We start from the raw sequence: 19,599 nt of genomic DNA, 5'->3' as shown, positions 1-19,599 counted from the left end.
AAGCGTGTAAAACTAAGGCATAGGGTCTAAATCTGCGCCTTCTTTTTCCACTTGTGGTGGCATCAGGTCTTCTTTACTAATACCCAATGCAAGTGCTACTGAACTTGCGATGTATACCGATGAGTAAGTACCTACCACTACACCAAACAGCAACGCTGTTGCAAATCCGTGAATAAGCGCACCACCCTTGTAGAATAATGCAACCAATACCAACACCGTGGTTAATGAGGTGATGATAGTACGGTTTAGGGTTTGCGTTAGCGAGATATTGATAATCTCAACAGGCTCACCTTTACGAATTTTGCGGAAGTTCTCACGAATACGGTCACACACAACGATGGTATCGTTAAGTGAATAACCAATTACCGCTAGTACCGCTGCAAGTACTGTTAGGTCGAACTCGATCTGAAGTACTGAAAACAAACCCAGCGTAAGTATAACGTCGTGAGCTAGCGCTGATACTGAGCCTAATGCAAAGCGCCATTCGAATCGCATGGCTACGTATACCAAGATACACAGTAGTGCCACTAACATCGCTAAACCACCTTGCTCGGTAAGCTCTTCACCTACGTTAGGGCCCACAAATTCGATACGGCGCATATCAACCGCTGTACCGTCCGCGCGCAAAGCAGCAAGTACCTGCTCACCAATAGTCGCAGCTTTAACACCATCACGTGGCGCTATACGAATCAATACGTCTTGGCTACTGCCAAAATTTTGCACTATGGCGTCTTCGAAGTTCGATTCATTAAGCTGAACACGAATGCCTTCTAAATCGGCCGCGTCTTCATAGCCAACTTCTATAAGCGTACCGCCTGTGAAGTCTAAACCCCAGTTAAGGCTATTTACACCTAAAGAAACGAATGAGCCGATAATAAGAATTGTCGACAGCACCATCGCAGGGATGCGAAGGCGCATGAAATTAACGGTTTCGGATAATTTTAATAACTGCATTTTACGCTCCTTAAATCGCTAATTTCTCAAGACGTTTACCACCCCATACTGCGTTAACAATAACGCGCGTAACTAGGATTGCGGTAAACATAGACGTTGCGATACCAATCATTAGCGTAATAGAGAAACCTTTGATTGGGCCGGTACCCACTGCAAACAGAATTAGGCCAGCAAGGAAAGTAGTGATATTCGCATCCAAGATGGTGGAGAACGCGCTGTCGTAACCTTGATGGATAGCTTGTTGCGGACTGCGACCGTCACGAAGCTCTTCTCGAATACGCTCGAAAATTAGCACGTTTGCGTCTACCGCCATACCAACGGTCAGTACAATACCCGCCATACCTGGTAACGTTAACGTTGCGCCTGGGATCATCGACATAATGCCTACAATCATGACTAGGTTAGTAATAAGTGCGATGTTCGCTACAACACCAAACGCTTTGTAGTAAATCAACATGAAAACAAGCACCGCTGCCAGACCATACATAATAGCCTGCATACCCAGCTCAATGTTTTCTTTACCTAAGCTTGGTCCAACCGTACGCTCTTCAACAATTTGAATTGGCGCAATCAGTGCACCAGCACGAAGTAGCAAAGCTAGGTCACGGGCTTCTTTTGGTGAATCAAGACCTGTGATTTGGAACTTGCTACCCAGTTGTGCACGAATAGTGGCAACTGAAATGACTTGCTCATGCTTTTCAAATACTAGCTTACCGTCATCATTTCTCTCACCGGTAGATTTGTACTCGATAAAGACCGTAGCCATTGGCTTACCAATATTGCCACGGGTTGAGCGAGACATTTTGTTACCGCCTTCAGAATCAAGCGAGATGTTTACGTTTGGAAGACCATATTCATCAACACCACTATTAGCATCGATAATATGGCTACCGGTAAGCATAATACGCTTTTCAAGCAGCTGTGGAATGCCTTGCTGATCTTCAATCACTTGAGAGCCAGGAGGAACGCGGCCGTTTAGTGCATCACGGATGTCGTTCTTCTGATCTACCATGCGAAATTCTAGTGTTGCTGTAGCATTAAGAATTTCTTTCGCACGAGCAGTGTCTTGAATACCAGGAAGCTGAACAACAATACGGTCAGCACCTTGCTTTTGAACCAGCGGCTCAGCAACACCAAGCTGGTTAACACGGTTACGAATAATGGTAATATTTTGCTTAACCGCGTTGTCGCGAATTTCTTGAAGCTTACTTTCAGCGAAAATAGCGCGAAGCGTTAAGTCGTCCACCTGGTTAAAGGTAAGGTCGCGACTTTGGTTACGCAAAAAGAACTCAGCCTTGTCTAACGCGTCTTCATCACGAAAAGTAATGTCGATATGATCGTCAACCTGTTTTACACCGCGATAACGAATGCCTTCTTCACGCAGTGAAGTACGGAAGCCGCTTTCTGCATCTTCAAGAGACTTGGTAATCACTTCCGTCATATCCACTTCCATCAAGAAGTGCACACCACCGCGAAGGTCAAGACCTAGCTTCATTGGCGCGCCACCTAACCCTTCAAGCCACTCTGGCGTGTCTGGGGCGAGGTTCATAGCCACGTAGTAGTCGTCGCCAAGCACTTTTTCTAACGTTTCACGCGTAACAAGCTGTGTGTCAGAATCAGAAACGCGAACTAATATTTGTTCGTTCTCAAACTCTACGCGTTTGGGAGAGATATTTTTTTCTTTTAGCGCGGCTTTTACTTGTTCCACAGTGGCATCTGTCACCACGGCGTCACGGCCTGCTGAGATTTGTACGGCGTGGTCTTCACCGTAAATGTTAGGAAGCGCATAAAGTGCACACACTGCAACCACAATGAGTGCACTCAGTACTTTCCAAATAGAGTTTTTGTTTAGCACTGGATAATCCTTTCGTGCCAGTACCGGGAAGCGTCCCGGCCCCGGCTATTGTTACTTACAGTGACTTCATGGTGCCTTTCGGCAGCACAGCAGTTACTGAAGACTTCTGAACAACGATGTTGTTTGATTCGTTAAGTGCAACTTCAATGAAGTCTTTTTCTTCTGACACTTTAGTGATTTTTCCTACCAAACCACCTTGTGTTAATACTTCATCACCTTTGCCTAGCGAAGAAACTAGGTTTTTATGCTCTTTCACGCGCTTAGCCTGTGGGCGGTAAAGCAAGAAGTAAAAGATTAAACCGAATACAGCTAGCATGATGATCATTTCCATGCCGCCATCTTGCGGTGCACCAGCAGACTGTGCGTAAGCGTTCGAGATAAATAGGCTCATAAAATTCCCCAAATATTATCGTTGTTATAGTGCCGGAACCGGCAACCCTTTTTGTTCATAAAATTCTTGTACAAACTCGTCAAGCGTACCTGCGTCGATCGCATCGCGAAGACCCTGCATAACACGCTGATAGTAACGAAGGTTATGGATGGTGTTTAAGCGCGCACCCAATATTTCGTTACACTTGTCCAAATGATGTAAATAAGAGCGAGAATAGTTTTTACAAGTGTAGCAATCACAATTCTCATCTAATGGTGAGGTATCATTTCTGTGCTTCGCGTTGCGAATTTTGATAACGCCTTCTGTCACAAACAAATGACCGTTTCGCGCATTACGCGTAGGCATAACACAGTCAAACATATCGATACCGCGACGCACAGACTCAACTAAATCTTCTGGCTTACCTACGCCCATAAGATAGCGAGGCTTGTCTTCTGGAATTTTTGGCGCAGTGTGGTCGATAATGCGGATCATGTCTTCTTTTGGCTCGCCTACTGAAAGGCCGCCGATAGCGTAGCCGTCAAAGCCAATAGCTTCTAAGCCAGCAAGTGAAACATCGCGCAGCCCTTCGTACATACCGCCTTGGATAATACCAAACAGTGCCGCTGGGTTGTCGCCGTGTGCCTCTTTACTGCGCTTTGCCCAGCGCAGCGACATTTCCATTGAAACCCGCGCTTCTTGCTCAGTAGCAGGGTACGGCGTGCACTCGTCAAAAATCATTACGATGTCAGAGCCCAAATCGCGCTGAACTTCCATCGACTTTTCAGGCGTAAGCAAAATCTTTTCGCCATTAATTGGAGAGCGGAACGTTACGCCTTCTTCGGTAATTTTACGCAAGTCACCCAAACTAAATACCTGGAAACCGCCCGAGTCAGTGAGAATCGGCTTGTCCCAATTCATAAAGTCGTGCAGATCGCCGTGCTGGCGTATAATGCCAGTACCAGGGCGTAGCATTAGGTGAAAAGTATTTCCAAGACAGATGTGTGCACCGCTGTCTTTTAGTTCTTCAGGGGTCATTCCCTTAACAGTACCGTAAGTACCTACTGGCATGAACGCTGGAGTTTCGACAACACCGCGTTCAAACACCAAACGACCGCGACGTGCTCGGCCTTCGGTTTTTAACAACTCAAATTGCATGTGAAAGCATTCCCACTTTTACGCGCTTCTGCGCTGGGTATAAAAATAAATTGGCGGCGATTATACCAGTAATTTGGCTGAGATCATGCCCCGTATCTATGTTTATCTGTAACAAAACTAGAAAGGCCTGAAAAACACCAATCTAAGCGCTAAGAAGCGTAGACTTATAATGTGCTCAGGAGCGCTCAATAAACATAGAATCACCATAGCTAAAGAATCGATACTCTTTACCTATCGCTTCTTGGTAGGCATTCATCACATTGTCTTTACCGGCAAATGCACTAATTAGCATCATTAGCGTAGACTCTGGAAGGTGAAAGTTAGTGAACATGGCGTCTACAACTTTAAATTCGAAGCCTGGATAGATAAAAATTTCAGTATCTTCGTTAAATGGTGCAATAACCTCTTCATCACCGCGCTCTGCACTTGCCTTTGCCGCTGACTCCAAAGAGCGTACAGAGGTTGTACCCACTGCAATAACCCGTTTACCGTTGGCCTTTGTGGTTAGAACAGCGTCAACGACTTCTTGGGGGACTTCGGCAAACTCCGCGTGCATTTTATGCTCTAGAATATTGTCAACGCGCACAGGCTGAAACGTTCCGGCACCAACGTGCAAGGTAACAAACGCTAGGTTAACGCCCTTCTTTTTTAGCGCTTCTAAGATAGCGTCATCGAAATGAAGCCCAGCTGTAGGTGCAGCTACGGCACCTGGCTTTTGATTGTAAACGGTTTGATAGCGCTCTTTGTCTGAGTTTTCGTCTGGACGGTCGATGTAAGGAGGTAGCGGCATATGCCCATGCGCTTCCAGCAGCGTTAGCACAGTTTCATCGTGGTCAAACTGCAAAATAAATAGCGCCTCGTCTCGACCAGTAACCGTCACGTTTACTTTTTCTTCAAGAATAAGCTTAGTTCCCGGCTTAGGTGCCTTACTCGCGCGCACATGCGCCAAGGCAGTATTATCTGAGGTAATGCGTTCAATCAGCACTTCTACTTGTCCGCCCGTTTCTTTTTTACCTAAAAGTCGTGCGGGAATAACTCGGGTATTATTGAAAACCAGCAAGTCGCCCTCATCTAAAAGTTCGACCATATCAGCAAACATACTGTGGCGTACTTCGCCTGTTTTACCATCTAGCTGCAAAAGGCGACTGGCTGAACGGTTTTCGGTGGGATATTTTGCAATTAGGCTTTCCGGAAGCGAAAAGCTGAATTCAGATAGTTTCATAGATAATAGATTCTTAATTTAAACGCAATTTATGTGGCTTTCTTTATGGTTTAACACAATATCAAGAGGAGGTAACTATACTAAAGTTGCGGAATTTCACAGAAACCAATGTCGACCAAAGTCTTAGAAATCCTACCTCTCAGCCTATAAGTATAGATATTAATACCCACTTATCGTTCAAAATACGCACTAGTTGAATTTTGTACTAGCGAGCAAATGCTTAAACGATTAATATCTGCTCCAGATAGTGATGATGTTCTCCCATAACATTCCTTATCGTTCGTACCCGGCATTTGCTGGGTACTTTTTTATCTGCCCTATTCTACTCTTTCGAAACACTAAGATCAGTTAAGATTTCTTCTAAAAGCGCGGCATCTAAAGGTCGAGCTTTAAGCACGTATAAAATCTGAAGCAATAAATCGGCCCCCATAATACCTTTATTCACTTTATTCCTTAAATTGTCAGCGCTTTGATCCACACCAACTTCTTCTAGCCTTTGGCTTAGCGCTTGATATTTTACGCCGCGCACAGACATTTCAGATTTCACGACTCTTGCAACCGTTTGTCGCCATGCATTCTTTGCACTCTGCGTATTTCCTGTGTTCACCCAGCCTCCAAAACCACACAAATGTGATATATATTTTACAAAAACACACTTTTTTACACTTATAGCATGCATTTAATGTTGACGATTATGGCACAACAGGTCTACACTGCAAGTCAAGATATTGGCGAAGACGTAAATAGTCGTTACAGTAACTGCGGTTGTTCTTTTGGTAATGCTAGGTTTTAGGTTTTGTGTTTCAACACCGATGTAAGCTAAGCAATGCGTTACAAAGCACCGAGCATACGACATTCGTTTTCAACATTATCGCTTTAATAACTAAAGGAGAAAGGTATGAGCTGGGAACTGGAAAGCATCGAAGCCTTATTTAAAGAGCACGATGACTTTGTGGTAACACATGAGGAAAACTGCTTACTTATTGCTAATCAAGACGGCATTGATGCATGGCTTGCAATTAGCGGTGAGCAAATTTTGGTAGAAAGTCTCTTGTTCGCCGCGTCGGAAGTAAAAGATAAGCCTGCGCTTGACCATGAAATACTGTCTACCCATATGGTGTTTCCTCTAACCACGGTAGGTATTTCAAATATTGGTGGCGAAGAATATTACACCGCCTTTGGTGCACTAAGTGCCCAGTCGAAAGCCGAAAGTATTGTTATTGAAGTGGAAACCTTGTTTCAAAATGTTGCATCTTTCTTAGATGCCTACGAAACACACCTTAACTAAAATTTACTTCTTAAGGAGAAGCGAATGTCAGTGTGGAAAAAACTAATTACTGCAGTAAAAGGTGGTGCTACCGAAGCTGCGCAGTCTGTTGCAGACAGTCAGGCGATTCGAATTTTGGAACAAGAAATCAGAGAAGCCAAAGAAGAACTACGCAAGTCTGATCATGCACGAACGCAGATTTTGGCGAAATGTAAACTTTCTCAACAAAAAGTAGATAGCTTTAACTCGTCAATAGCCGAGTACGAAGAGCATGCGCGTAAAGCGATAGATAACGATCGTCAGCTTGCTCTTGACTGTGCTCAGAAAGTGTCAGAGCTGAAAGAAGAACGTGAGCAAGAACAAACCTACCTTGATCAGTTCAAACAGTCTGAAAAGCAGTTGGCTAATAATATTCAGCAAGCTAAAGCGAACTTGCGTCGCTTAGAGCAGCAAGTGGATATGGTAAAAGCCACTGAAAGCGTTCAGAAGGCGCAGGTAGCGGTTTCTTCACGCCACATGGGTGCGAATAGTAAAATGAAAACGGCGACAGAGTCACTGTCACGTATTCAAGATAAGCAAAAGATGCGCAATGCTGAATTGCAAGCTGCAGAAGAGTTAGCGAACAACGAATCGAGCAGCGATTTAGAAAAACGCTTAGCCGAAGCAGGCATTAAAGGGGGTAAAACCTCGGCCGATGACGAGCTAGCGCGAATTCTAGGCAAGTAAGTTAGAAAAATGGGAGCTACGCGCTCCCATTTTTAATTCTTGTTACAATAATTTCCTGCGTAAATTACTGTTAAGCAAAGCGCTAACCTAGACAAATCAAGTACTTCAAGGCAGAGTAAGGGCACGCATAACAAGGGCTGTTTCTTTTATGTCTCCATGGATAAAACTGCGAAAAATAATGCTGCAATATTTTGCAGAATCACGTTGGTACACCATTGTCGGTGCGACCGCGTTTTACGCAGTAACAAGCTATTGGCTTCTTTTCGCTGCAGGCGAACACGACTTAATTGCTAAAACCGATTTTGTCTACTGGTTAGCGGTCACCGCTTCAACGGTAGGTTATGGCGATCTCTCTCCCGTCACTCCAGCGGGAAAATTAGTTGTTGCGCTTTATGTCATACCGCTTGGTTTGAGTATTTTCGCCATGGTAATTGGCCGAATTGCAGCTTGGGTTTCTTTAACGTGGAAGAAAGGATTGTTGGGTATGAATAGCTTGATGCTTAATGAACATATCTTGGTGATTGGTTGGAATGAGCAGCGCACCATGATGCTGCTTGACTTGATTCTTCAAGAACGGGATGCAATGTCTGAACGTCCTGACATTGTACTTTGCGTAAAAGCTGATATTACCAACCCCATGCCCGGCGTCATTGAATTTGTAAAAGTAGATTCGTTCAACAAAGACGAAGATATGGACCGCGCTTGTGTAAGCTCTGCCAAAACTATTGTTATCGATAACCCGCAAGATGATGTCACCATGACTACTGCGCTTTATTGTACCAAGCGTAATCCTGATGCTCATCAAGTGGCCTATTTCGACGATGACAGCTTAGTAAATTTGCTTCAGGACCACTGTCCTAAAGTGGAATGCACACCTAGTGTTGCAATAGAAATGCTTGTTAAAGCTGCATTTGATCCAGGTTCCAGTATGCTTCATCACGACTTGCTAAGTATTGATGAAGGACAAGCACAATTTTCAGTAAAAATACCGCAAAGTTGCCAAGCGATTTCCGTTGCCAAGTTATTTATCAATTTAAAGCGCAAACACGACGCCATCTTTATCGGTTATGCACCCAATGGCCTTGTGAAAGAAATGGTGGTGAACCCACCGTTAGACGCTACGTTAAACCCAGGTGACACCTTGTTTTACATCGCTGAGCGACGCATTAATGCAATAAACTGGTCGTCACTGGACGCTGATTAAGAGGCGTAAACATGTTTAGTAAACTATTTAAAAAATCAGAACCTAATAAGAAATCAGAACCTAAGTCGCCAGAAATAATGGGGCTTTATTTAGGTGGTTCTTTCGAGTTAGATAACTTAAAACTTTCCCTACTAGAGCCCGAGTTAACCATTGAAGGCGCTGCACGTTCTCAGTTAATTCAAGCGGTAGGTGAAGCCCCCTTAGATACTGGCGGCACTCTGCTTCGTTTTTACACTGACGATGATGGCTTTTTACAGGTGGTGACCGATGGTGGCCTATCAGAAAACCACATTACTGACGTGAAACTTTGGTACTTTTATGAGACAAAAACCATTGGCAACACAGCTCAGTGGAATGAATGTTTAAAGAGCGTAATCAGTCAGCCTACCTACGAACTTGAAGGCAAGGTATATACTCGTGTATGGGGGGCTGTGGGCGACGAATCACCGCCAGTTGCGGTAACCGAAACGACCTACGAAGAAGATGGTGATGTGAGTAAAACAGATCAGTTTATGATGTTGTATGAACGTCCTATCAGTAACGATAGAGTTGAGACCTTGCTTGTTGTTGGTGAAGAAAAACAAGTGGGTAACAATTTAGACAGATGCTTAGTGATTTCTACAGGCTTCGATGTTGAGCCTGCAGACATCACAATAAACGGTTAATAAAAAAGGAATAACTATGGATACCATTATGCACTCTTTGGCCGGCCTGGATAACTTTGCGCTGTACTTCGGCCTATCGATTGTTTTCTTGTTTATCTTCAAATTGGTGTACGCCTTAGTTACACCTCATGATGAATGGAAGCTGGTAAAAGAAGAAAAAAATGTAGCTGCAGCTATTGGATTTGGCGGGGCTATTATCGGTTTTGCTATAGCGCTTGGCAGCGCGGCCTCAAACTCTGTTGCTGTGGTAGATTTTGCTATTTGGGCGCTCGTTGCGGTTGTTGCTCAGTCTTTGGCGTTTGCCATATTACGTTTCAGCTTTATGCCTAAAATTGCAGAACGTATTAACAATAATGAAGTTTCTGCAGGTGTAATGCTGGCCAGTATGTCCATTGCCGTAGGCTTACTAAACGCCGCTTGCATGACCTATTAAGGGGGCAGCAATGACTGATAAAAGCAACATAGAACGTCAAATTGTTGATAACCAGCAAAGTGAGCGGCCTGTTATGAAGCGCACTAAGCACATTAACCTTAATAGTATGCGTAAAGGTTTTAACGTTAAGCCTTTAGCGTTAGGCGTGGCTAGCGTCATCCTCAGTGGTTGTGGCGGGGAAAAAGAAGATGCCACTATTTACACATCGCTAGAAGATTGTAAGCAAGACTTCCCAGATGCGGTAGAGCGCTGTGAAGCTGCCTATCAGACAGCGGTGGACGAGGCCATGCGCACCAGTCCGCGCTTTAGCTCTGAGTACGACTGCGAACATGAATTTGGCCCTAACCAGTGCCAATATGTGAATAATAGTAGCGGCAGCTTTTTCATGCCTTTCATGGCAGGCTACATGGTGAGCTCTTTACTTTCACCAAGTCGCTACTACTCGCAACCCTTATATACTTCCTATTCATATAACTCACCGTTTCGTTCACGCTGGATAACGGCAGACGGCTATGTGTTCGATGGCGATATTCGAAAAAGAAATTACCGGGTAAATAAAAGCGTTTACAAACCAAAACCAACGGTGAACCGCACTATGAAACGAGGCGGGTTTGGCAGCAGTGTGCGCGCTAAGTCATCTTGGGGTAGCAGCAGCCGTAAAGGCGGCTGGGGCGGATAAGAATGTTTAGAATGCCTTGCCAGCCTCGTAAGGGCTGGCAGCAGTTGGCCAATGAGTTTGGTTTCCATTTTCACACCATGTACGGCGAACCGTACTGGGATGAAAGTGCCTACTACCAATTCACACTCTCACAAATTGAAAACGACATTGAAGACCCCACTGCCGAGTTACATCAAATGTGTCTGGCGGTTACCGAAGATGTGGTGAATAGTGAGGAATTACTTACTCGCTTTTGCATCCCCGAGCAGCATTGGGATTTAGTGCGTAATAGCTGGAACGAAAGAGACCCAAGTTTATACTCTCGCCTTGACCTTGTCTACAGTGGCAAAGGGCCAGCTAAGCTGCTAGAAAATAATGCAGATACGCCCACCAGCTTGTATGAATCCGGTTTTTGGCAATGGCTGTGGCTTTCGCAAAATGTCGATGCAGGCAAACTTACTCTGCATGCCGATCAGTTTAACAGCTTGCAAGAAAAGTTAGTCCATCGCTTTCGTGAAATTGCCTTGCACTACAACATAAATCAACTGCATATGGCGTGCTGTAAAGATACCGTTGAAGACCGCGGTACTGTGCAATACCTTCAAGACTGCGCTAAAGAAGCAGGGCTTATAGCTGACTTTGTGTTTATCGAAGATATTGGATTAGCAGACACAGGCGTTTTTACTGATCTTCAAGATGCTCCTATTACTGATTGTTTTAAGCTTTACCCTTGGGAATTTATGCTGCGCGAAGAGTTTGGCGACGTATTAGAAGACGCCCAAGTAAATTGGTTAGAGCCCGCGTGGAAATCAATTATTTCAAATAAAGCGCTGCTTCCCCAGCTTTGGAAAAAGTTTGAAGGCCACCCTAACCTACTTCCCGCTTATTTTTCAGACGAAATAAACGCAAATAGTTTGTCCGGAAAGTGGATTAAAAAGCCCCTATTTTCTAGAGAGGGTGCCAACGTATCAATTATTGAAAGTGGTGTTGAGAGCGTTTTGAGTGATGGCCCTTACGGCGAAGAAGGTTTTATTGTTCAAGCTTTTGAACCATTGCCCGTTTTTGAAGGTAATCATACGCTTATAGGTAGTTGGTTAGTAGATGACATGCCAGCGGGTATTTCGGTAAGAGAAGATGCCTCAGCGATCACACAGGACCTTTCTCGCTACCTTCCCCATATAATTTTGTAATCTATTTAAGGGGCCATTTTATGAAGCCGCTTTCATTTCAAATTCGCGTTCTGCTAACGTTGGGCGCACTTTTAATCGTAGTAGAAGTAGCAAATTTACTTACCGGCAATGCTCTTAATCAGTTTGGTGTGGTGCCTCGTACCCTATCAAGTCTGCCTTATATCTTTACAGCACCTTTTCTTCATGGAACACCGACGCACTTGATGGCCAACTTGGTGCCTCTTTTGCTGTTCATGTGGCTTACTATGCAATGGGGAAAACGTACGTTTCTCATCGCAACGATAAGTGCACTGCTTATAGGCGGCTTAGGCGTATGGCTGTTTGGTAGAACCGCCACACATATAGGCGCAAGCGGAATGGTATATGGTTATTTCGGCTTTTTAGTGTTGGCTGGCTTTAGAAGTAATAAAGTTCGTTATTTGCTTATTTCACTTGTGGTTGCGGCACTATATGGTGGAATGCTGGTTGGTGTACTTCCCACATCAAAATTTATTTCCTTTGAATATCATCTGTTTGGCTTTATTGGCGGCTTATTTGCCGCATGGCACTGGGCACGCTAATTACTTTCCGTATAATTGACTTTAAGATAAGACGTTATTAAAAGATATGTCAGCAGTACAAGAACCTACTCAAAAGAATCAAGGCTTTTTCGGCAACCTCGCGTTTAACATTGTTATTCCTGTGGTATTGATGAGCTATGCAAGTTCAGAAGATTACCTAGGGCCAGCATGGAGTATTGTAGCCGCACTTAGCTTCCCTATTGGTTACGGTCTATGGGACCTAAAAGAATCAGGAAAGGTAAACGGCTTTTCTGTTCTTGGGATTATCAGCGTGTTACTTACTGGCGGGTTTAGCTTACTCAAACTGCCAGCAGAGTATATTGCGATAAAAGAAGCGGCCATTCCGGGCATTATCGGTATAGCGGTGTTAGTGACCCAGTACACTAACAAACCCTTGGTAAAAATGCTTATTCTTAACGACCAGATCATAAACTGGCCTCACCTCAATCAGGTACTAGATGCCAAGGGAAAGCAGCCAGAGTTTAAAAAGAAGGTGGCGGTAAGCTCTTATATTGTCGCGAGTTCGTTTTTCCTCTCTTCAGCGCTTAATTATATTTTGGCAAAAATGATATTGGTCAGTGAACCGGGCACAACGGCCTACACTGAAGAGCTGGGTCGAATGACAGCGCTTAGCTACCCTGTCATTGTGATCCCGAGCATGATTTTACTTATTGCCGCGCTTTGGTATTTATTTGCACAAATCAAGAAAATCACTGGCGAAGAGCTCGATAACTTCATTAACCAGTAACGATACAAACTAGAAGGGGCTTACAGCCCCTTTTTAATTTCTAGTTCAAAGCCCCTGCCCCATGGCGTAAGTTAAGACACCTTCTGGTGTCACAAGACACCTAGGAACAATAGAACATTGAATTCCCCTCTCGTTTTTTAACCAAAAATCCTGAACTATACGTATACTCTCAGATAGAAAAACAATTAATTTTATTAGCGTGTATGGGCATTTAGTATATTTTAGCCGCGAGAGCCTGAAATTCGACCTACTGTGTGCCCTATGATTATTGACACCACGATTAGGCCCATATTTTTACGCTATAGCATTGAGCCTTTAACCCTGTATTTTGAACACCGTAGTGTTAACCCTGAATCTCTAACTCTGAACCTTTAATCCTGAGCTATGTTGACAATAAAAGACTTAAAGAAATCCTTTTCAAAGACAGGGGTTGAGCTTATAAACAACCTTAGCCTTACCGTAAAGACAGGTGAATCGGTGAGTATTCAGGGGGCGTCTGGCTGCGGTAAATCTACCTTGCTGTCGCTTATTGCTGGGTTTGAGACTCCCGACGGCGGAGACATTGCAGTAAACGGATTGTCGATTGCTGGCTATAGCAAGCTCGATAATACATCTAAAGCTAGGGATATCGATAATTTTCGCAAGCAGCATTTAGGTATTGTGTTTCAAAGCTTTAACTTGTTCGACTGCTTTAACGTATGGGACAACATTGCCTTTACCGCAAAGCTAAAAGGTAATTTTGATAAAGACTATCAATTAGCGTTAATGGATGAACTTGGAATACTACCCTTAGCGCAAAAACCGCTAAGCCAATTATCTGGAGGGGAACAGCAGCGCTGTGCCATAGCCCGAGCGCTCGTACATCGCCCCTCGCTTATTTTAGCCGACGAACCCACCGGCAACTTGGATGAGACCACTAGCGAAATAGTGTCAGACTTACTTTTTGAAACCTGTAAACAAGCTAACACCTCCCTTGTGGTAGTTACCCACAGTCAAGACGTTGCGATAAAAGCGGATTCTGTTTTGCGACTGCATAAAGGCGTATTAGAAGATGTCAGGCCTGAAAGCATAGAGTCTGGAAATGTAATACATGGCACTGTTTCACCACCAGTTTACGTAAATAAGCGTAACGGTAGAGATATTTAGCGATATGAATATTGTTACAAATACGCCATTAAAGAGTGAGAAGCTGCCTTGTTGCGCACATTACTTCTGAGTATCTCTAGTCTTCTTGCTATGGCAAGGCATAGACCGTGGGAACCCTTGCTCATTATGGTCGCAATAGTTTTGGCCAATGCCGGGCTTGTTACCGTTTTGCTGATAAACGAAGGCGCAACACAGGGTGAACTATTGCAGTCGAATCAAGGGCTTTTGGCTGGCAGTATCATCACCCCGGTCGGCAGCAATGCACAGCTTGAACAAGGTAAACACTCACAAGGCAGCGTTAAACATGAGCATTCTTCACATGAGTACTCTGCACATGAGCGCTCTGTAAAAGAGCAGGCAGCGCATCAGCGCTTTACTCATGAAGGCTTTACAAAGGAAGATTATGCCATCCTTCGCAGGCATGGCTTTACTCAGCTTATAGCTATATCTGAAAGCAGCATTACCCTTTCATGCAGTGGTGAGGAAGCAACACCCATTGCCCTCAAGTTGCTTGGCGTTGATACCCAGCCTCTTCTAGGAAGTACCTTTCGAGCTACTGATGAAGACCCTTTGTTATCGTCTCTTTCTTTGAGAGCTGGAGAAAGTAAGCCAGCTTCTGCTGCTCGAATATTGCGTGCTAATTCTACGACCTCCTTTTCTGTAAACGGGCTGCTTCACCCTGTTACAAATGCCAAACTAAGCTGTCACAATACGCTAAATAAGAACCATAAAGCCTCGACGCATCCCCCGCAATGGCCAGCAACGGTTAACGCTTATGTAAGTAGTCTTGTGCCGCAAGATACGATTTTGGTCTCTATTGATGACTTTTATAAAGGAGGAATAAGCCCTTCTTATAGTAAAGATAGTAAAGACAATGCCCTCAGCAAAGATAATACCCAGCCTGACGCTAATGATATTTCAAAGCAGCAAAAAAGTTTTGTACCGCTCGCTGGCCTAGTGGCTCTCTCGCCGCTTTCCGAAATAGATCTTGAAACAATAGAAGCATTACTTGGGGTAGCGGTTAAACAATCAAGTAACGACAGCGGCAATGATACTGGCTCGTTACCGGATAGCTTTAGATTGAACCTGTGGGCAATGAGTGCGCTTATGGGCGTGGTATCACTTTTTATAGTGCTGAACGCGCTAAACTTAATGTACCGCACACGGCTGCCTAACGTTATAAGGCTTCGCCAACTTGGCATATCTAAAGGAGTTTTAAGTAGCGCTCTTTTTACTGAACTTATGGTTTACTGCATGATAAGTATACCAATTGGCATGTTCATAGGCTTTCAAGCCGCGTCATGGTTATCACCGGTAATAAGCGGTACCTTCACGTCGTTGTTTAATGCCGTATTCATTACCCCTGACGTAAACCTGCTTTTTATTTTTGGATTCGCGTTAATAACGACTTTTACGTCCTTAGTCGTTTTCTCTTTAACTTCTATAGTTAAGCTTTCAAATTCGTTAACTGTGCGGCCCGCTAAAAAGAAAATGATGCGGCAATGGACTGTAGGCCTTGTATCAGCAGCTGCCTTGGTTTTTCTATTTATTGCTGAAGCCTTTATTACCTCTACGGCATCTGCACTACTCTTTGTCGCGTTATTACTCCTCACCAGCTGCGTACTCGTGCTTCTGTGGCTACCTATCGTAGCAAAGCTACTCACCACGTTTGCGCCAAGACAATGGCCCGTATTTCATTACGTGATTGCTAATATGCATTTACTGTCTAGTAAAACACGCCTTGCTGTTTGCGCATTTTTTATCGCGTTAACAGCAAATATCGGCATGAATACCATGACCGACAGCTTTAGAAGTGCAACGGAACAATGGTTAGAACAAAGACTTTACGCGCCTTTCTACCTTTATACCGACGCGCCACTCAGTAATGTAGAATCACTGTCAGCCAATTCACTATCACCGCTGGCGGTGACGCCTTTGCTAAAAGCTGAGGGTGACGTGATAAGTTTATTCGGCACAGAAAAAATAAATGAAGTAATAACCCCCACCCCAACTTACGTTTCTATTAGTAGTTACCCTGTTCATGAAAAAGGTAAAAAGGGCCTGGTCCTCGATAATGTAATGAATAACGACCTTAGTACAGCTTGGCGTGCGTTTGTGGAAGGGAAAGGAATATTTATTAATCAGCAACTAGCCTTCGCGCTTAATGCAGAATTAGGCGACACGCTGAATATAGCTAATATAAGGTTTCGAAAAGGGTTAAGTGAAAGTAGTTCAAACGTTAGCCAATCTACGAATTCAGCAACTAACAAAGCTAAGGGGGCGAGAACCAGTTCTGCCGACGACTTTGCCGATGAACCTTCAAATACAAAAATTTTTTCAATACGGCCTGAGTGGAAAGTGCTTGGTATATATCCTGATTATGGCAATATTAATGGGCAGATATTAGCGCCACTTCCTTTATTTAACCAGAATAACATTTCAGTGAGAAATAGCTTATTTTCCGGCGTACTGGCTATATATCCCAAGCCAACCGGCAACCAAGAGGTCACGGCAAGTAGCGACGCTGCCTTCAAAAAAGATAAGCTCACACAACAGCTAAAAGCTCACATTGGAGATGAAGCCGACATAACCCTGTATAGCAGGCAAGCGCTTTTAGATACCTCCATGAATACGTTTGACCGCACCTTTGTGTTGACCGACGGCCTGAATATAACGACGTTGCTCGTTGCGGGCATTGCCTTCGCGGTGTCCCTTACTGTTTTGACTATAGGCAGTTCGGCGCAACTGTCTGTGCTAAGAGCATTGGGGGTGAGCCAGCTAAAAGTTAAGACATCGCTATTTATGCAGTACCTGTTACTTTGTTTGGTTTCAGCACTGCTTGCCATACCCTTTGGCATTTACTTAGCTTACGTCTTTATAAATTTAGTCAATCGATACGCGTTTAACTGGGTGTACCCTCTTTCAATTGAAGTAGACGTTATTCTGTCCAGTGTGGGTCTTTCTCTGCTTATCGTTTCACTGGTACTTTTATTACCTTTAGGGAAACTCAAACCCAAAATTGACTTAAGACAGGAAGTGCAGCTATGAGGTATAGATTAAATCGCAATAGCCACTATTCTCCTTGGCCTTTCAGCAAATTTAGCTGTTTATTGCTTTTTCTCACTTGCTCATTCTTGTCTGCCTGCAATGACAGTTTGAATACAAAAGAGCAAAGCAAAAGTAGTGAGTCGCCAAAAGCCTCTTCACCTCGTGGTTTCTTTGGCGAGATGCAATCTAGCGATGCCTTTACTTCAGTAGAAAGAAACACGTATGTTGAGCTTCCTGAAGATCATAAAAGCCACCCCGACTTCCAATTAGAATGGTGGTACCTAACCTTTGTATTAAGTAGCGAAGACGGTCAGGAATTCGGTTTGCAGTATACGCTTTTTCGATTCAATACTGATGCAGCCTCCGGTAAAAGTACTTATGAGCCAGTCGTGCGAAATTGGGCTAACGGACAACAATGGATGGGACATGCCTCACTGCACACCCTAGAACACCACTATTTTGAAGAGCGATTTGCGAATGGCGGCGTAGGCAACGCTTACGTCAAACCAGCCCCCTTTACTGCGGTTATAGATGATTGGGTATGGAAGGCAGCACAGACTGAGCCAGTATCAAAAGCCACGGCAGATAGAAGAGCCATGTTTCCTTCCACATTGAGCTTTGCTTTTGGTCAACAACATACACGCGATACAAATCAGCTACCTAATGCAACCTCCAAACCTTCTGAAGGCGCGCTACCTAGAAAGGATGGCTCTCGAAACGGTACTGCTGATAGAGCTTTACCTGCAAATACACAGTTAAATAATGAAGTAGTTCCAATGAATAAAGCCGTTAAGGTTGCGCTCAACTTAGACACTTCGGGCCTTTTTATAAAGCAAGGCGATAATGGCTATAGCAAAAAAACGCAAGACGAACGTCTTCGGTCTTACTATTACAGTCAGCCCTTCATCGATGCGAAGGGAACAATGAATATAGAAGGCAATAACATAAAGGTTGAGGGTAAAGGCTGGTTTGATCACGAATGGACAAGCCATTTGGCCAACAGTGAGGCATTAGGATGGGACTGGTTTTCACTGCACTTAAACGACGGAAGCAAACTTATGGCGTTTCGAATGCATGCGAATACTGACCGCGAAGAGAAAAACGAAACTCAAAACACTGAAGTATTCACAACGGCCAGCTTCATAAATAAAAATGGAATGAAAGAGACCGTCGAGCAAGCCAACCTATCTATTACGCCAATAGGCTATGAGTTAATTAAACAAGATGGCAAGCAGGGAAACGAACATGATAGTTCAGTGCGTTCCGTTCCCACCTCTTGGCGCATACAGTTACCGACAAAAAATATTGATATTTCCGTTAGCGCGTTCAAAGAAAAACAGTGGAATAGCAGTTTATTTCCCTACTATGAGGGACGAGTTGAAGTAGAGGGCTCCCACTCGGGGAGCGGCTTTATGGAATTGACGGGCTACTAATAAATAGACCAGTTTATCCGTTCACTTAGTGAAGTTAGCGCCGCCACGCCTAGCTGAGAGTTCCCTACGCTGTTAAGAGCAGGAGAAAATACGCAAATAGTGAATCGACCAGGTACCACGGCAACAATACCACCGCCTACCCCACTTTTGCCCGGCAACCCCACCTTAAAAGCAAAGCTGCCCGCTTCGTCATACATACCGCTAGTTGCAAGCAATGCATTCACTTGCTTAGTTTGGTAAGGCGTTAATACCTGCTCATTCGCGCAGGTTGAAAAGCCCGCGTTAGCAAGAAAGCTCGTAGATCGCGCTAAATCTTCACAACTCATTTCTAATGCGCAGTTATGAAAGTAATTACGAAGCACATCCTCGACATCATTTTCAAAATTGCCATAGGCTTTCATCAAATAGGCCATTGCCGCGTTACGAGAACGGTGTTCGAACTCCGAATCAGCAACTTCTTTATTAACTATAATTTCCCCATTGCAGCTTAACCGTCTTACAAAATCTCTCATGGCAATAAAAGGTGATGCAAAGCGCGATTGCACCATATCGCTTACCACCAGCGCGCCTGCGTTAATAAAAGGGTTGCGCGGAATACCATGTTCGTATTCTAACTGCACTAAGGAGTTGAACGGCAGCCCAGATGGCTCACACCCGACCCGCTCCCACATGGTTTCACCGTAGTGATTGATGGACAAAACCAAGTTAAAAACTTTTGAGATGCTTTGTATTGAAAAGGGAACGCTAGCGTCACCAATAGACGTGATGTGCCCATTGATATCGCAAATAGAAATACCAAACTGACGAGGATTAACCGTGGCTAACGCCGGGATATAGTCTGCGACTTTCCCCATGCCAAGCATAGGCTCGACTTCGTCATAAATATCCTGCAGTAACGATAGCATTTCGCTTTCCATTCTCTCGTTTGACCTCTTTTTTGCTAATATCTTTTTTGTAAATAA

General features: G+C 44.2%; 19 protein-coding genes. 12 read left to right on the top strand and 7 right to left on the bottom strand.

What is annotated here, in order from left to right; genetic code table 11:
* Positions 1-12: 12 nt before the first annotated feature.
* The 6 genes from secF to ACYTPF_RS07200 form a co-directional block, all read right to left on the bottom strand.
* A complete protein-coding gene (gene secF, locus ACYTPF_RS07225; protein ID WP_269917421.1) occupies positions 13-954 on the bottom strand; it encodes a protein translocase subunit SecF in 942 nt (313 codons plus the stop codon).
* Between the two features lie 10 nt (positions 955-964).
* Positions 965-2,809, bottom strand: coding sequence for a protein translocase subunit SecD (gene secD, locus ACYTPF_RS07220; RefSeq protein ID WP_461851729.1), 1,845 nt, complete (start codon positions 2,807-2,809; stop codon positions 965-967).
* Positions 2,810-2,864: 55 nt separating this feature from the next.
* Entirely contained in the window at positions 2,865-3,200 is a 336-nt protein-coding gene (gene yajC / locus ACYTPF_RS07215; protein ID WP_461851728.1) for a preprotein translocase subunit YajC, read from the bottom strand.
* 24 nt (positions 3,201-3,224) lie between these two features.
* Positions 3,225-4,337: a tRNA guanosine(34) transglycosylase Tgt gene (tgt, locus tag ACYTPF_RS07210; RefSeq protein ID WP_118493223.1), complete on the bottom strand. Its 1,113-nt coding sequence runs from the start codon at positions 4,335-4,337 to the stop codon at positions 3,225-3,227.
* Positions 4,338-4,512: 175 nt separating this feature from the next.
* Positions 4,513-5,559, bottom strand: a complete 1,047-nt coding sequence (queA, locus tag ACYTPF_RS07205) for a tRNA preQ1(34) S-adenosylmethionine ribosyltransferase-isomerase QueA (RefSeq protein WP_461851727.1) — start codon at positions 5,557-5,559, stop codon at positions 4,513-4,515.
* A 322-nt stretch (positions 5,560-5,881) separates the two neighbouring features.
* Complete coding sequence (locus ACYTPF_RS07200; RefSeq protein WP_269917425.1) at positions 5,882-6,166, bottom strand: DUF6471 domain-containing protein; 285 nt, start codon at positions 6,164-6,166, stop codon at positions 5,882-5,884.
* 291 nt (positions 6,167-6,457) lie between these two features.
* On the opposite strand from ACYTPF_RS07200, the gene ACYTPF_RS07195 reads away from it, so the two are divergent.
* The 12 genes from ACYTPF_RS07195 to ACYTPF_RS07140 all read left to right on the top strand — a co-directional run bounded on the left by ACYTPF_RS07195 (position 6,458) and on the right by ACYTPF_RS07140 (position 18,637).
* Entirely contained in the window at positions 6,458-6,847 is a 390-nt protein-coding gene (locus ACYTPF_RS07195) for a DUF2170 family protein (RefSeq protein WP_118493217.1), read from the top strand.
* 24 nt (positions 6,848-6,871) lie between these two features.
* Positions 6,872-7,552: a PspA/IM30 family protein gene (locus ACYTPF_RS07190; protein WP_461851726.1), complete on the top strand. Its 681-nt coding sequence runs from the start codon at positions 6,872-6,874 to the stop codon at positions 7,550-7,552.
* A gap of 148 nt (positions 7,553-7,700) precedes the next feature.
* Entirely contained in the window at positions 7,701-8,756 is a 1,056-nt protein-coding gene (locus tag ACYTPF_RS07185; protein WP_179984074.1) for a potassium channel family protein, read from the top strand.
* Positions 8,757-8,767: 11 nt separating this feature from the next.
* Positions 8,768-9,421: a YjfK family protein gene (locus tag ACYTPF_RS07180; protein ID WP_461851725.1), complete on the top strand. Its 654-nt coding sequence runs from the start codon at positions 8,768-8,770 to the stop codon at positions 9,419-9,421.
* Between the two features lie 16 nt (positions 9,422-9,437).
* Entirely contained in the window at positions 9,438-9,854 is a 417-nt protein-coding gene (locus ACYTPF_RS07175; protein WP_118493211.1) for a DUF350 domain-containing protein, read from the top strand.
* A gap of 73 nt (positions 9,855-9,927) precedes the next feature.
* Positions 9,928-10,533, top strand: coding sequence for a DUF1190 family protein (locus ACYTPF_RS07170; protein ID WP_461851811.1), 606 nt, complete (start codon positions 9,928-9,930; stop codon positions 10,531-10,533).
* Positions 10,534-10,535: 2 nt separating this feature from the next.
* Positions 10,536-11,702 carry a glutathionylspermidine synthase family protein gene (locus ACYTPF_RS07165; RefSeq protein WP_461851724.1) on the top strand — a complete coding sequence of 389 codons (1,167 nt, stop codon included), beginning with the start codon at positions 10,536-10,538 and terminating at the stop codon, positions 11,700-11,702.
* Between the two features lie 20 nt (positions 11,703-11,722).
* Positions 11,723-12,262 (top strand): rhomboid family intramembrane serine protease, encoded by a 540-nt coding sequence (locus tag ACYTPF_RS07160; RefSeq protein WP_461851723.1) that lies wholly within the window; start codon positions 11,723-11,725, stop codon positions 12,260-12,262.
* Between the two features lie 46 nt (positions 12,263-12,308).
* Positions 12,309-13,010 (top strand): VC0807 family protein, encoded by a 702-nt coding sequence (locus tag ACYTPF_RS07155; RefSeq protein WP_179984079.1) that lies wholly within the window; start codon positions 12,309-12,311, stop codon positions 13,008-13,010.
* A 384-nt stretch (positions 13,011-13,394) separates the two neighbouring features.
* Positions 13,395-14,156, top strand: a complete 762-nt coding sequence (locus ACYTPF_RS07150) for an ABC transporter ATP-binding protein (protein ID WP_461851722.1) — start codon at positions 13,395-13,397, stop codon at positions 14,154-14,156.
* Positions 14,157-14,204: 48 nt separating this feature from the next.
* Positions 14,205-17,204, top strand: coding sequence for an FtsX-like permease family protein (locus ACYTPF_RS07145; protein WP_461851721.1), 3,000 nt, complete (start codon positions 14,205-14,207; stop codon positions 17,202-17,204).
* On the top strand, positions 17,201-18,637 hold the full coding sequence (locus tag ACYTPF_RS07140; protein WP_461851720.1) for a lipocalin-like domain-containing protein: 1,437 nt from the start codon (positions 17,201-17,203) through the stop codon (positions 18,635-18,637). The genes ACYTPF_RS07145 and ACYTPF_RS07140 overlap by 4 nt, the downstream gene beginning before the upstream one ends.
* Here the strand turns inward: ACYTPF_RS07140 and glsB are convergent.
* Positions 18,634-19,542: a glutaminase B gene (gene glsB / locus ACYTPF_RS07135; protein ID WP_179984083.1), complete on the bottom strand. Its 909-nt coding sequence runs from the start codon at positions 19,540-19,542 to the stop codon at positions 18,634-18,636. The two genes, ACYTPF_RS07140 and glsB, sit on opposite strands and share 4 nt — an antisense overlap.
* Positions 19,543-19,599: the final 57 nt, after the last annotated feature.

The organism is Alteromonas sp. HB246098 (genome assembly GCF_054890645.1).
This window is presented reverse-complemented; position numbering and strand designations above follow the sequence as displayed.

What these genes read in the sequence shown, in the direction of transcription:
- secF (WP_269917421.1), bottom strand. Translation starts at nt 954, where the DNA reads ATGCAGTTATTAAAATTATCCGAAACCGTTAATTTCATGCGCCTTCGC.
- ACYTPF_RS07170 (WP_461851811.1), top strand. Translation starts at nt 9,928, where the DNA reads ATGAAGCGCACTAAGCACATTAACCTTAATAGTATGCGTAAAGGTTTT.
- glsB (WP_179984083.1), bottom strand. Translation starts at nt 19,542, where the DNA reads ATGCTATCGTTACTGCAGGATATTTATGACGAAGTCGAGCCTATGCTT.
- ACYTPF_RS07160 (WP_461851723.1), top strand. Translation starts at nt 11,723, where the DNA reads ATGAAGCCGCTTTCATTTCAAATTCGCGTTCTGCTAACGTTGGGCGCA.
- tgt (WP_118493223.1), bottom strand. Translation starts at nt 4,337, where the DNA reads ATGCAATTTGAGTTGTTAAAAACCGAAGGCCGAGCACGTCGCGGTCGT.
- ACYTPF_RS07155 (WP_179984079.1), top strand. Translation starts at nt 12,309, where the DNA reads ATGTCAGCAGTACAAGAACCTACTCAAAAGAATCAAGGCTTTTTCGGC.
- ACYTPF_RS07140 (WP_461851720.1), top strand. Translation starts at nt 17,201, where the DNA reads ATGAGGTATAGATTAAATCGCAATAGCCACTATTCTCCTTGGCCTTTC.
- ACYTPF_RS07180 (WP_461851725.1), top strand. Translation starts at nt 8,768, where the DNA reads ATGTTTAGTAAACTATTTAAAAAATCAGAACCTAATAAGAAATCAGAA.
- ACYTPF_RS07185 (WP_179984074.1), top strand. Translation starts at nt 7,701, where the DNA reads ATGTCTCCATGGATAAAACTGCGAAAAATAATGCTGCAATATTTTGCA.
- ACYTPF_RS07195 (WP_118493217.1), top strand. Translation starts at nt 6,458, where the DNA reads ATGAGCTGGGAACTGGAAAGCATCGAAGCCTTATTTAAAGAGCACGAT.
- ACYTPF_RS07150 (WP_461851722.1), top strand. Translation starts at nt 13,395, where the DNA reads ATGTTGACAATAAAAGACTTAAAGAAATCCTTTTCAAAGACAGGGGTT.
- yajC (WP_461851728.1), bottom strand. Translation starts at nt 3,200, where the DNA reads ATGAGCCTATTTATCTCGAACGCTTACGCACAGTCTGCTGGTGCACCG.
- ACYTPF_RS07175 (WP_118493211.1), top strand. Translation starts at nt 9,438, where the DNA reads ATGGATACCATTATGCACTCTTTGGCCGGCCTGGATAACTTTGCGCTG.
- queA (WP_461851727.1), bottom strand. Translation starts at nt 5,559, where the DNA reads ATGAAACTATCTGAATTCAGCTTTTCGCTTCCGGAAAGCCTAATTGCA.
- ACYTPF_RS07165 (WP_461851724.1), top strand. Translation starts at nt 10,536, where the DNA reads ATGTTTAGAATGCCTTGCCAGCCTCGTAAGGGCTGGCAGCAGTTGGCC.
- ACYTPF_RS07190 (WP_461851726.1), top strand. Translation starts at nt 6,872, where the DNA reads ATGTCAGTGTGGAAAAAACTAATTACTGCAGTAAAAGGTGGTGCTACC.